Source organism: Halalkalibacter urbisdiaboli, assembly GCF_002156385.1.
Lineage (GTDB): Bacteria > Bacillota > Bacilli > Bacillales > Bacillaceae_D > Halalkalibacter_A > Halalkalibacter_A urbisdiaboli.
Genome location: NZ_MVJM01000002.1, coordinates 923,301 through 935,992 on the forward strand (window position 1 = coordinate 923,301; position 12,692 = coordinate 935,992).

Annotated in this window: 11 protein-coding genes and 1 riboswitch; all 11 genes read right to left on the reverse strand. The window is 43.1% G+C overall.

Annotated elements, in window-relative coordinates; genetic code table 11:
• Positions 1–190: 190 nt before the first annotated feature.
• The 11 genes from B1R93_RS12320 to motA all read right to left on the reverse strand — a co-directional run bounded on the left by B1R93_RS12320 (position 191) and on the right by motA (position 12,643).
• Positions 191–538 carry a phage holin family protein gene (locus B1R93_RS12320; RefSeq protein WP_088104247.1) on the reverse strand — a complete coding sequence of 116 codons (348 nt, stop codon included), beginning with the start codon at positions 536–538 and terminating at the stop codon, positions 191–193.
• The gene (locus tag B1R93_RS12325; protein WP_088104248.1) at positions 535–735 is read right to left on the reverse strand and encodes a PspC domain-containing protein; all 201 of its coding nucleotides are present in this window, start codon (positions 733–735) and stop codon (positions 535–537) included. Before B1R93_RS12325 ends, B1R93_RS12320 begins: the two co-directional genes overlap by 4 nt.
• A 39-nt stretch (positions 736–774) precedes the next feature.
• A complete protein-coding gene (locus B1R93_RS12330; protein WP_088104249.1) occupies positions 775–1,851 on the reverse strand; it encodes a DUF4097 family beta strand repeat-containing protein in 1,077 nt (358 codons plus the stop codon).
• Positions 1,852–1,964: 113 nt separating this feature from the next.
• Positions 1,965–4,838, reverse strand: coding sequence for an excinuclease ABC subunit UvrA (gene uvrA / locus B1R93_RS12335; RefSeq protein WP_088104250.1), 2,874 nt, complete (start codon positions 4,836–4,838; stop codon positions 1,965–1,967).
• A 5-nt stretch (positions 4,839–4,843) separates the two neighbouring features.
• Positions 4,844–6,823, reverse strand: coding sequence for an excinuclease ABC subunit UvrB (gene uvrB / locus B1R93_RS12340; protein ID WP_088104251.1), 1,980 nt, complete (start codon positions 6,821–6,823; stop codon positions 4,844–4,846).
• A gap of 229 nt (positions 6,824–7,052) precedes the next feature.
• Positions 7,053–7,214: a sporulation histidine kinase inhibitor Sda gene (locus B1R93_RS12345; RefSeq protein ID WP_245308275.1), complete on the reverse strand. Its 162-nt coding sequence runs from the start codon at positions 7,212–7,214 to the stop codon at positions 7,053–7,055.
• Positions 7,215–7,235: 21 nt separating this feature from the next.
• Positions 7,236–7,320, reverse strand: a riboswitch (cyclic di-GMP riboswitch).
• Between the two features lie 44 nt (positions 7,321–7,364).
• Positions 7,365–7,589 (reverse strand): DUF2198 family protein, encoded by a 225-nt coding sequence (locus B1R93_RS12350; protein WP_088104252.1) that lies wholly within the window; start codon positions 7,587–7,589, stop codon positions 7,365–7,367.
• A 27-nt stretch (positions 7,590–7,616) separates the two neighbouring features.
• A complete protein-coding gene (locus B1R93_RS12355) occupies positions 7,617–8,813 on the reverse strand; it encodes a PDZ domain-containing protein (RefSeq protein WP_088104253.1) in 1,197 nt (398 codons plus the stop codon).
• 278 nt (positions 8,814–9,091) lie between these two features.
• Positions 9,092–10,543, reverse strand: coding sequence for a S41 family peptidase (locus B1R93_RS12360; RefSeq protein WP_088104254.1), 1,452 nt, complete (start codon positions 10,541–10,543; stop codon positions 9,092–9,094).
• Between the two features lie 566 nt (positions 10,544–11,109).
• Positions 11,110–11,850, reverse strand: coding sequence for a flagellar motor protein MotB (gene motB, locus B1R93_RS12365; RefSeq protein ID WP_088104255.1), 741 nt, complete (start codon positions 11,848–11,850; stop codon positions 11,110–11,112).
• Positions 11,843–12,643, reverse strand: a complete 801-nt coding sequence (gene motA, locus B1R93_RS12370; protein ID WP_088104256.1) for a flagellar motor stator protein MotA — start codon at positions 12,641–12,643, stop codon at positions 11,843–11,845. The genes motB and motA overlap by 8 nt, the downstream gene beginning before the upstream one ends.
• Between the last annotated feature and the right edge of the window lie 49 nt (positions 12,644–12,692).

The window sequence follows — 12,692 nt, forward strand, 5'->3', positions numbered from 1 at the left end:
TCGTTCACTACGCTCTTTATTTTAGCATGTTTTTGTATAGAACATTTCATACTCGTGTAAAATCTTTTTTATTCTTTTGTGGCCGGCGCATTCTTCGGTTACGCCTCATTTTTTGAGCCAAGCAGGCTTGGCTGCCGGCGCGCTCTTCGGTTACGCCTATTAAATTAAGCTCCTTTCGGTTGAAAAGAGCTTAGCGTTTCTTCTTTATTGGCTTGATGATCAAAGTTTGGACGATGGTAATAAGGATGGCTGCTAGTAATGCCATTCCAAAGCCACTAATGTTAAATGCTGAGCCCATTAAGCTCGCTGTTAACATAAGGGTGATAGCACTTATTACAAATAAGAAGAGTCCTAAGGTTACGACTGTAATCGGTAAGGTTAACACGACGAGGATGGGTCTTACAATTGCATTAACAATCGATAGCAGCAAGCTTGCGATGAGAGCTGCCCCAAACCCGGACAGATAAAAGCCTGTAAACATCGAAGCTAATAGTAATAAAAATCCGGCATTCAAAAGCCAGCCAATTATCCATCTCATTCCATCACATCCTCTTCATTTGGAATTATAAAGATCGCAATGATATACCCAATCAGCATTGGGAACCCTAACGAAAACAAAAATAAAAGAATCATAATAATTCGAACGACAGTAGGGTCTAAATTAAAATATTTCGCAAGTCCTCCACAAATACCTGCAACTTTCCGATCGTATTGAGTACGATAAAGTCGCTTCATCTCTTTTCACCCCTCTCCTCTTTCTTTTTCGTGACGTTTTTATTTCGTTGAGATCGATCCTGTGTTTGTTGTCGCATTAATTTTTATCGTTGGTTGCGCTTCTTTTCGGGCGACAAAGCTTAGACTTTTCGCTGCAAACTCTTTCTTTTCCGATAGGACTTCATGATCGGGTACATCGACTAAAAAGCCGCCTACATTCGTTTTTAGCTTTCCTTCGACACGTAGCGCATCTGGCAGTGTGATGTTAATACTTCCGGTTGTTGCTTTAAGGTCGGCGTAGCCGTCTTTTGTTAAAGACGTTAATTCATAGGTAACCGTGCCGTTAATCGTTTCGACGTCGACATCCTGCATTTGTCCTAGTAAGGTGATGCCACCGTGTATTGTTTTTGCATCAATTAAATGAACATCCAATTGCTTTAACTCGATGCTGCCATTTACGGTTTCCGCCATGACTTTTTTTGCAGTGACCGCATCAAAGGACAATCCTCCGTTTAACGTGTTCACATCAAGCGTGTCTACAACGATCGGTTTCCCTTTTATTTGTCCGTTAAACGTATAAAGCTTTATTAAATCAAAGCTTGTTTTCGGAACATATACGACGGTATGTGTTTTCATATATTTTACTTTTGTTTGGAAGACTAGCTTTTCCGCATCAACGTTAAAACGAGATTCTTGTAAAAAGACGCGTCGTGCTTCTTCACTGTCTTTAACGCGATAAACCTTCGCTTGGCATTCGATACGAACGTCAGGTTCATCCCATGGTATGATTTCGATTGAACCGTTCTCTAATGAAATATCTAGTGATTTCGGTGAAATTTCGCGATGTTGAAAAATATGGTCAATGTCAATTGATGTTCCGAAGTTAAAATCAAGATCAAAGTCTTTTATTTTTTGAAAGGCACTTTCGAGAAAACTAGTAAACTTGCTTGCAGATGAAGAGAAATGCCGTTGCTGCCGTTCCTCTCTGCCTTCTGACCAATTCACGTTTGTTGATACGGCCGTTGTTTGCTGCTCCGAGCTTTTGCCGTCCTCTAACGCTTCGAGCAGCTTTAGCCCTTCTTCTGCCGTAATCTTTCCATCTTCAATCATCTTTAAAATCATTTTACGCTCTTCCACGGTCTTCACTCCCTTTTTTCGTACTAAGGGTCAAAAAGCTGCTATTCTTTTTGACCACACTCAATTGGCTTCCTCATTGTAGTACGATCCCATTAGATAAAAGGTTTCAATCGTTAATTTTTTTGTAGTTCCATCTCGTGAATATGTGTCTCCATCCGCTTCCGGTCGCGATCTAGAACTGGTTTTAAATACCGCCCCGTATGCGACGCCACAACGTCTGCCACTTGTTCTGGTGTTCCTTCAGCGACAATTTGCCCACCTTTGTCGCCCCCTTCTGGGCCTAGGTCGATAATATGATCAACGGTTTTAATCACATCTAGATTATGCTCAATAACCAGTACCGTATCACCATTATCGACTAAACGTTGCAGAACATGTAAAAGTCGTGAAATGTCATCCACATGTAAGCCTGTTGTCGGTTCATCTAAAATATAGATCGTCCGACCTGTTGCGCGCTTGTGCAATTGAGAGGCGAGCTTCACCCTCTGTGCTTCCCCGCCGGATAACGTCGTCGCAGGCTGACCGAGACGAATATAGCCTAAGCCAACATCAACAAGCGTCTGGACTTTCCGACTAATTTTCGGGATGTTCGCAAAAAACTCGAGGCTTTCCTCTACTGTCATCTCAAGCACATCGGCAATCGTTTTTCCCTTATAAGTAATTTCAAGCGTTTCGCGGTTATAGCGCTTGCCGTGACAGACTTCACATGGCACGTACACATCAGGAAGGAAATGCATCTCAATTTTGATAATCCCGTCACCGCGGCACGCTTCACAACGTCCACCTTTCACATTAAAGCTGAAGCGTCCTTTTTTATAACCACGAACCTTAGCTTCGTTCGTCATCGCAAACACATCGCGAATGTCATCAAAGACACCTGTATACGTTGCTGGGTTGGAACGTGGTGTTCGTCCAATTGGTGACTGGTCAATATCAATGACTTTGTCGATTTCTTCCATTCCGACGATTTCTTTATGCTGACCCGGTTTCTCTTTGGCACGGTGAAGCTTTTGGGCTAATGACTTATAAACAATTTCATTAATTAACGTACTTTTTCCTGAGCCCGACACTCCAGTAACAGCGATGAATACACCGAGTGGAAAGGATACGGTCACATTTTTCAGGTTGTTTTCTGAAGCCTTCTTCACAGTGAATGAACGTCCTGTATGCTCTCGGCGCTCGCTCGGCACGGGAATGAACTTTTTCCCTGATAAGTATTGACCTGTAAGCGAATTCTCATCCTTCATAATTTCCTCAGGAGTTCCTTGAGCGGTAATTTGCCCGCCGTGGACCCCAGCGCCAGGGCCAATATCAATAATGTAATCTGCCGCCATCATTGTGTCTTCATCATGCTCAACGACGATTAGCGTATTGCCGAGGTTCCGCATATGCTCTAATGTTTGGATCAGTCGGTCATTATCGCGTTGATGTAAGCCAATTGAAGGCTCATCTAAAATGTAGAGAACACCCATTAACGACGAGCCTATTTGTGTCGCGAGGCGAATCCGCTGCGCTTCTCCCCCTGATAATGTTCCAGCTGCACGGCTTAACGCTAAATAATCTAACCCGACATTGATTAGGAAGCCGAGTCGGTCATTAATTTCTTTGAAAATTAGCCGAGCGATCGCCTGCTCCTTCTCGGTTAGCTCGATGTTTTCAAAAAGGATTTTCGCATCCTTAACCGATAAAGAGGTCACTTCACCAATATGATGACCACCGACAAAGACAGCGAGTGATTCTTTTTTTAAACGATAGCCTTTGCACGTCGGACAATGCTTTTGCGTCATATACGCTTCCATCTGTTCACGAATATAATCGGAGCTTGTCTCGTGATAACGACGGGCGATGTTATTGACAACACCTTCAAATTGAATTAAATTTTCACGAACTTGTCCAAACTCATTTTCATAATGGAAGAAAATTTTGTCCGTGCCACTGCCGTACAAGATTTTATTAAATAGCTCCTCAGGAATTTGCTCAACGGGCACATCCATGCTGATGCTATAATGCTCACAAACTGCTTCAAGCAGCTGCGGGTAATATTGCGAGCTCGTCGGCTCCCAGGCTGCAATCGCATGCTCCCGCAATGTTTTCGTGCGATCCGGTACGACAAGATCTAAATCGACCTCAAGCTTCAAGCCGAGACCATCGCAGGACGGACACGCCCCGTACGGACTATTGAAAGAAAACATCCGCGGCTCAAGCTCAGGAATCGAAAAGCCACACTCCGGACATGCATGGTGCTGACTAAATAGCAGCTCTTCGTCTCCGATAACATCAACAAGGACGCGGCCGCCAGCAAGCTCGAGTGCTGTTTCGAGCGAGTCTGCAATTCGTGTTTGCACTCCTTCTTTTATGACGATCCGGTCAATCACGACTTCAATGCTATGCTTTTTATTTTTTTCTAATTCAATCTCTTCTGCGACCTCGTGCATCTCGCCATCGATACGGACACGGACAAAGCCTTGCTTTTTCATATCCTCTAATACTTTTACATGCGTCCCTTTACGCCCTGAGACGAGTGGGGCGAGAATTTGCATTTTCGTTCGTTCTGGATACTCTAGCAAGCGATCAACCATTTGTTGAATCGTCTGTGATGTGATTTCAATCCCATGCTTCGGACAAACAGGACGACCGACTCTCGCATATAAAAGCCGTAAATAATCAAAGATTTCTGTTACCGTTCCGACTGTCGAGCGCGGGTTCCGGCTCGTCGTCTTCTGATCAATGGAAATCGCCGGTGACAGTCCTTCGATCGCATCAACATCAGGCTTGTCCATTTGCCCTAGAAATTGACGAGCATAGGCTGACAGTGACTCGACATAGCGGCGCTGTCCTTCTGCATAAATCGTATCAAAAGCCAACGATGATTTTCCGGAACCTGATAAGCCTGTTAGCACAACAAGCTTATCACGTGGAATCGTCACATCTATGTTTTTTAAGTTATGGGAACGTGCCCCTTTTACGACGATGTTCTCTAATGCCATGTCGCTCACCCTTCCGCTTTCAGTTCTAAAATTAAATCACGAAGCTCGGCTGCGCGCTCGAAATTTAACTCGCGTGCCGCTTCTTTCATTTCCTGCTCCATCCGTTCGAGCATGGCTTGCTTTTCCTTCTTGCTCAGCTTTTGTTTCGGTGCAGCTGCTTTATAATCATCATCAGTCTCAGCGACATACGTTGCTTGAATGACGTCTGGTATTTTCTTTTGGATCGTTTTCGGCGTGATGCCGTGCTTCTTGTTATGCTCCTCTTGGGTTGTCCGGCGACGCGCGGTTTCATCAATAGCAATTTGCATAGATTTCGTGATTTTGTCGGCATACATAATCACATGCCCTTCTTCGTTACGCGCCGCCCGTCCAATCGTTTGAATTAACGACCGTTCTGAACGGAGGAAGCCTTCCTTATCAGCATCTAATATCGCTACGAGTGAAACCTCTGGAATATCGAGCCCTTCCCTTAAGAGGTTAATCCCAATAAGGGCATCAAACGTCCCCATCCGCAGCTGACGAATAATTTCAATCCGCTCTAATGTTTTCACTTCTGAGTGAAGGTAGCGGACTTTAATGCCGATTTCCTTTAAGTAATCCGTTAAATCCTCTGACATTTTCTTCGTTAGCGTCGTTACGAGTACGCGTTGATTTTTTTCAACACGGGCATTGATTTCGCCTATTAAATCATCAATCTGCCCTTCAATTGGTCGCACATCAATCGTTGGGTCAAGCAGTCCCGTCGGTCGGATGATTTGCTCAACCATCTTTGGCGTATGCTCGATTTCATACGGCCCTGGTGTTGCTGAGACGTAGACGATTTGATTGACTTTTTTCTCAAACTCTTCAAATTTTAACGGACGGTTATCAAGCGCTGATGGAAGACGGAAGCCATGGTTCACGAGAATTTCCTTCCGCGCTCGGTCACCGTTATACATCCCACGTACTTGTGGCAACGTAACGTGCGACTCATCAATAATAAGTAAAAAGTCTTCTGGGAAGAAATCAAGCAACGTATAGGGGGTGACTCCCGCTTCTCTTAACGTAAGATGTCTTGAGTAGTTCTCAATCCCAGAGCAAAAGCCCATTTCCGCCATCATTTCAAGGTCATAGCGAGTCCGCTGCTCAAGTCGCTGTGCTTCAAGCAGCTTTCCTTCTTCATGTAGCTCCTTCAGACGTTCTTCTAATTCCGCTTCAATGTTTTTAATTGCAATCTTGAGCTTCTCTTCACGGGTAACGAAGTGAGATGCCGGGAAAATGGCTACATGATTGCGTTCTCCTTTGATTTCACCAGTTAGTGCATCGACTTCGGTCATCCGGTCAATTTCATCGCCAAAAAACTCAACACGAATGCACTGTTCATCACGCGATGCAGGAAAGATTTCCACGACATCGCCACGTACGCGAAACGTTCCGCGCGTGAAGTTAATGTCGTTACGGTCATATTGAATATCGACGAGATTGCGCAGTAGCTCATTTCGTTCAATTTCCATGCCAACACGGAGAGACACAACGAGGTCACGATATTCTTCCGGCGAACCTAACCCGTAAATGCACGATACACTGGCAATGATAATAACGTCATTGCGCTCAAATAGCGAGCTTGTTGCCGAATGACGGAGCTTATCAATTTCATCGTTAATGCTCGCATCTTTTTCAATGTACGTATCCGATGAAGGCACATACGCCTCTGGCTGATAATAGTCGTAGTAACTAACAAAATACTCGACCGCGTTATTCGGGAAAAATTCCTTGAACTCGCTGTAAAGCTGGCCTGCTAGTGTTTTATTGTGAGCCATAATTAATGTTGGCTTGTTCACCTGTTGAATGACATTCGACATCGTAAATGTTTTACCCGTTCCTGTTGCACCGAGCAATGTTTGGTGCTTCTCCCCTCTTTGCATCGCGTCCACAATTTCGCGGATCGCTTCTGGTTGATCTCCTTGAGGCTGATACGCTGAGACAAGTTCAAACGAATGTTCCAATGAAAAATCCCCCTCACGAACGTATAATCGGTAGCATCATTATACCATATCTAACCATATGGAACGCAAATAATACGAATAAACGTTCGTTTAATTGGTTTATCAGCGAAAATGTGGATGTTATCATCATTTTTTCGATTTTATCAGCGATTTTTAAAATTTATCATCATTTTTGACGACTTTATCATCAAAAAAAGACCTGCTGTTAACCACAGCAGGCCCGATTATATTACGTTTCACTTTTTTGTTCTTCTATTAGATGCGTTAAATTTCGTTGCTTAATTTCTTCTAATATAATTTGAATAAAGTTTGGATCTAGCTTAAATTCTTGGGCCTTTTTATACGTTTCAATTAGTAGATTATCGCTAATATGCATAAAAGAAGAGTGCATACAATTCCCTCCCTATAAGTTAACAACTTAGGTCGGTTGCACTACCAGCTCCAAACTATCTCAAGCGCCCACATACAGATAGTTTTTCATCGCTACCTTAAGTATTAATAAAATTATATCATAAAACTACTATTCATCACTATCATAATTTTATATTCCTGGTTTTCTTTTTAGAATATTCCTAGCAATATAAACGCCTATCCCAAAGGAAAGTAAGCCAATTGCCATTATATACCATGGTTTTTCATATATACCTAGAGCGAACAGCATCACCATCCACGTGACGATGCTTGCCCCTAGTAAACTAAACACGACGCGTGTGATTACAACCATAAGAAGGAACGGAAGCACCATCGCTAGCCAAACATCCATCATGAGATAGCCCCTTTACTAAAACAAAAGTTATATAACAGAATCCTGTAGCTCAATATCCTGCCTCACGACTAGCACACCTAGCTGGTGATGTTCACCGTCGTAGAGAGCGCCTTGTGCAAAGCGCACCTCTCCTGCTTCATCTAAGACATCCAGTTTACAAAACGCCGAGTTTCGCTGCAGCGCTTCATAAAAGCTTGTCTCATCCTTCACTGGCTGTCCATTCACTTTCACAATTGTCTCACCGACTTTAATCTCCATCTTCTCAGCCGGACTTCCTGGTATAATCCCAAGCACAACGCAGCCAGTCGGTCGAACAGCAAAATAAGAAGGTCTAGCTTCATCAAGATGCTTCGCAAGCACCCATAACAACTCACGAAAAATAATCGCAATTGCACCTAGAATCACAGCGACATACGGTTCAAAATAACTAACAACCGCCAGTAAGGCTAAAACTAGGCCTAGCACAACGACCCGCTGTCCCATCAACCGAATATGCTGTTGCGGTAATGTTGAGCGAACACTTTGCTGAAAGCCAATTAAAAAAGGGACAATTAACGGTTGAAAGCTTGTCTCTCCTAAAGAGAAGACCGGCCAATATGAAAAGCTCGGGATGATTCCTTCTGGTATGAACAAGCAGACAGGTACGATCCATAAGCGACGAACATCATGAAGGCCAACCCATTTCCCTCGCTTGCTACGCTGAATATGAGGCGACGTATAAATCGAACCATTCTTCTGAATTAATACCCCTTCTGCGATGACGAGAAGTGCAATTAACACTGCCACGTAGTATAGCGGGATTTGAACAGCATCAAGATAAAGCGTCGAAAATACACCATACTCATCTAGGAAGCCGCCAAATGGTTTAAATGCAAGAACAAGCAAAACAGCGCCTAACGCAAAAGCAGGAGACATCCATCTCACTTGAGCCGTTAAAAATGTGACGATATAAGCCAAACAGATGACAATAAGCATCGGTAACGTAAACACGAGTCCAAGAGCTATTGTCACAATTGAAACGATGACCCCGGTAATAATTGACGGCCAAAACGGAATGACAAGGTCTGCAATTCGCCCGTACACTCGTGTATGAAACGAAGCTCGTTCCCTCTTCACTCTTCGTCCGGCCATTAAAAAAATGACAATCAACCCAATATATAAAAGCGGGTGAGCAAAGAAGCTCCCGATTGATAAGACAATGGTTTTTAAGATGTCAATAGTCATAGCGGTTACGCCTCCAACCCTTTCACAAACCAAGCCTGCATCTTGTACAAGCCCTTTTATTTAGTTATACCTTAACCGTCCTTTTTAAAGCAAGACAAACCAAGTCGTTATCGAAACTAATTTCTTCTAGAAGAGAAAAAATAAAGCAGTGGCTCGGCACATTTGCTTACTATGAGACCCACTCATAGCAGCAACGGCTTCGCTCACTGCTTTAGGGGTACTCTACGCTTAAGGTATACCCCTTTTTATTCGACATCGCTCTGGCCAAATCCTTTATGTTACTCGCCTTTAGCCTGCTCACTTAGTAAATCAAGTGCCGTTTGAAGCTGAACATCATTTTCTCGTTCACGAACCTTTTCAACGATTTGCTGTTGCAATAGGGAGGCTGTTTCACCCGTAATCTCCCCTGTAGCATTAAGCTGCTGCTTCTGTTGAAAGGCTTTAACTGCTTCAACCGTTTGCTCGCCAAAGTAACCATCTGTTCTTCCAGGATTATATCCTAATCCTTCGAGCATCATTTGCGCACTCTTAATTTGGTCATTCATCATGTCATACTTTAATGTTTCCTCACCTGATAATGGAATCGTGTAAAAATAATCTGGCTGAAGTACTTCAACAGTTGGGACGACACCTTTTTTGTTAATGTCATTCCCCGCAGAAGTAAGCCATTTAAACAACGATAGCTTAAGCTCACTGCCATCACCGAGCTGAATCGTTTGCTGTACCGTCCCTTTTCCAAAGGTCGTTTCACCAACGACATCATATCCGCCACCTTCAATTAAGGCAGCTGCTAATATTTCTGAGGCTGACGCACTTGAACGGTCTGTTAAACCGATAATCGGATATGGCTTACGCTCCTTCAAGGTCGAAATGTAGCGGACTTTTTCCCCTTCTCGATTTTCAATTTGAACAATTGGCTTTTCATCTGGAATGATTAACTTACCAATCTCCTCGACACTATTCAAATAACCTCCAGGGTTTCCTCTCACATCGATCAACAGGCCGTCAATTCCTTGCGCTTCTAACTCTTTTAATCCTTCTGCAAAACGATCGGCTGTATCTTCTGAGAATGACGTAATATCAAGCAAGCCGACCTTTAACCCGTCGTGCTCAAGAACATCCACCTTCACTGTCTCGATTGGAATCTCGTCACGAACAACAGGAATCTCAATTGGCTCCGTTGTTCCAGGACGTTCAATCGTTAAGCGAACGGTTGTCCCTTTTTCTCCACGGATTTGTAACACGGCTTCATATAATGACAGGCCTTCAATTGTCTCGCCATCTATTTCAATAATTTGGTCATTCGGTTGTAACCCAGCTTTTTCCGCCGGTGACTCTCTGAATGGAGCAACAATCGTTACCTTCCCATCAGTCATACTTACCTCCGCACCAATGCCCTCAAAATGTGAGCCAAGTGATTCCATAAACTGCTGTGCTGTTTCTTCATCCATATAAACCGAATACGGATCATCTAGCGAGCGGAGCATTCCTTCAATTGCTCCCTCTAGTAACTCCTGCTCGTCCACTTCCTCAACATATTGTTCTTGGATAATGTTAAGCGCCTTCGAAAACTTTTCAAGCATTTCTTCATCAGATATCGTGCTCGTTTGACTACCACTTGTAGGGATTGACGCCTGTTCCGGTTCACCTGAAGCTGAATAAAAATAAAACCCACCCATACTAAGCGCAATAACGAACGCAATAATTATTAAGTAACGTTTGCTGCTCATTCTACCACTCCCGCTTCTTCTCAATCCAATCTAGAGTCAACACGACTCTCATACAATCTCTCCCAACATCCTATGAATAGCTTGTACGAAATATGTTGATGCTTACCTACCATTCTAGACAATGACCCTTAGTAAGTCAAAAATCTTCTGTATGTTTCATTTTATATTCTATTGCTAAACAAGGGAATGAATGGTCACTTCGAGGTAGTAGTGCTGGCAGCCTATGAAAAAGAGACTCTTTGTCATGTGGAACGCCTTGCTATGAGGAGGGCACTGAAAAAGGGTGGGTTTCCCTTTTTCCAGTGTCCTTTAAGTAATGTGCGTAGCCGTTGCCCGATTTTGAAAGCCTTGCTACGAGTGGTTTTTCCGTAGCAAGGCGTGCAACGTGCGAAGCCATTACTTCTTCTTTGAGTTACTGCTATGAGTGGGTTTTTCATAGCAGGCGAGCAACGTGTGAAGCCATTGCTACTTAATAAGAGGCACTGAAAAAGGTTGGTTTTTACCTTTTTCAGTGCCTTCTGCTTTTCCCTTTTTCTGTGCCCTCTATAAAAGAGACTCTTTCAGAATCAATCTAGATTGTAGTTCGGTAAAATCATCACTTCAACTCGACGGTTTTTCGCTCTGCCTTCAGCTGAATCATTTGAGGCAACTGGATGATATTCCCCATAACCTGATGCACTAATGTTTTCAGGATTAAGATTTTCATTATCCATTAAAATTTTCATGAAATTGAGCGCTCGAAAGGCACTTAAATCCCAGTTAGAGCGGAAATGATTATTACTAATCGGGACATTATCAGTATGTCCAGCAACGACAATTCTCCGTGGTGGGTCCGTCACAAGCAACTCTGAGATCGTTTTTGCAAGCTCAACCGAGTCTGGGCGGACATCAGCACTACCAGAATAAAAAAGGGCATGATCCAAAATCGTTAATAGCAGTCCATCTGAGGATAAATTCGTCTTAAGCTTCGAGCTCAAATTATTCTCCTCAATATAGCGATCAATTTGTTCCTGAAGCTTCTTTAAATCTAAATGCTCCTGGGCCTTTAAGTCCTCATCATCCTCTTTTGATTTAGACTCCCCCGGTACTGGTACCTCTGGCAATGGATTTGGGTGCTCCATGATTCCTGAGCCTCCATTGAAGTTTTCATTGAAGGCAATCATCATTTGCTGATATTTCACAGCATCAACCGAGCTTACCGCAAATAGCACGATAAAAAGAGCCAGCAAAAGCGTCAGCATATCAGCATATGGAATTAACCACGTTTCATCGATATGTTCTTCATGATGCTGTTTCTTTTTAGCCATTGCCTCCCTCTCCTTCATTGATCAGGTTATTAATCTTTTCTCGCTCTGAATTTGGAGCGTAAACAATTAATTTTTCTACAATTGCACGTGGCGCAACACCCGCCTGAATCGATAATACACCCTCGATCATTAAACTCTTAATCATAATTTCTTGCTTCGATTTACGCTTTAATTTGTTCGCGAACGGATGCCATAGCACATACCCTGTAAATATCCCGAAAAGGGTCGCAACGAAAGCCGCAGCAATCGCATAACCTAATGCGTCAATATCATTTAAGTTTCCAAGTGCAGCAATTAACCCTAATACGGCCCCTAATACCCCTAACGTCGGGGCATATGTACCAGCCTGCGTAAAAATTAACGCCCCAGACAAATGCCGTTCTTCCATCACAGCCAAATCTTCTTCCATCGTATCTTTAATAAATTCTGGCTCTAATCCATCCACGACAAGCTTTAATCCTTGCTTTAAAAATGGATCCTCAATCGAATCTAATTCCTGTTCAAGCGATAATAATCCTTCCTTACGAGCAGTTGTACTCAGCTTTACAAATAGTCGAATTAACTCAACCATCGAAGGAAGATTTTGCGTTTTCAATAGTACTTTAAATAGCTTCGGGACTCGTTTAAGTTCATCACCCGGAAAGCCGATCATAACTGCTGCAGCGGTCCCTATAAAAATAATAAAAAGAGCTGCAGGGTTCATTAACACCCCTAAGCTTGTCCCTTTCGCGAGCATCCCCGCAATAATTGCAACTACCCCCAACACAATACCTGTTACTGAAGTCTTATCCATGATCTCACCCTATCTATTAAATTACTACTTCTATTATACGACATTTTAA

Coding starts and splice junctions, on each gene's coding strand:
- B1R93_RS12350 (WP_088104252.1), bottom strand. CDS start 7,589: ATGATGGATGTTTGGCTAGCGATGGTGCTTCCGTTCCTTCTTATGGTT.
- B1R93_RS12345 (WP_245308275.1), bottom strand. CDS start 7,214: ATGCACTCTTCTTTTATGCATATTAGCGATAATCTACTAATTGAAACG.
- motA (WP_088104256.1), bottom strand. CDS start 12,643: ATGGATAAGACTTCAGTAACAGGTATTGTGTTGGGGGTAGTTGCAATT.
- B1R93_RS12325 (WP_088104248.1), bottom strand. CDS start 735: ATGAAGCGACTTTATCGTACTCAATACGATCGGAAAGTTGCAGGTATT.
- B1R93_RS12320 (WP_088104247.1), bottom strand. CDS start 538: ATGAGATGGATAATTGGCTGGCTTTTGAATGCCGGATTTTTATTACTA.
- motB (WP_088104255.1), bottom strand. CDS start 11,850: ATGGCTAAAAAGAAACAGCATCATGAAGAACATATCGATGAAACGTGG.
- B1R93_RS12360 (WP_088104254.1), bottom strand. CDS start 10,543: ATGAGCAGCAAACGTTACTTAATAATTATTGCGTTCGTTATTGCGCTT.
- B1R93_RS12355 (WP_088104253.1), bottom strand. CDS start 8,813: ATGACTATTGACATCTTAAAAACCATTGTCTTATCAATCGGGAGCTTC.
- uvrA (WP_088104250.1), bottom strand. CDS start 4,838: ATGGCATTAGAGAACATCGTCGTAAAAGGGGCACGTTCCCATAACTTA.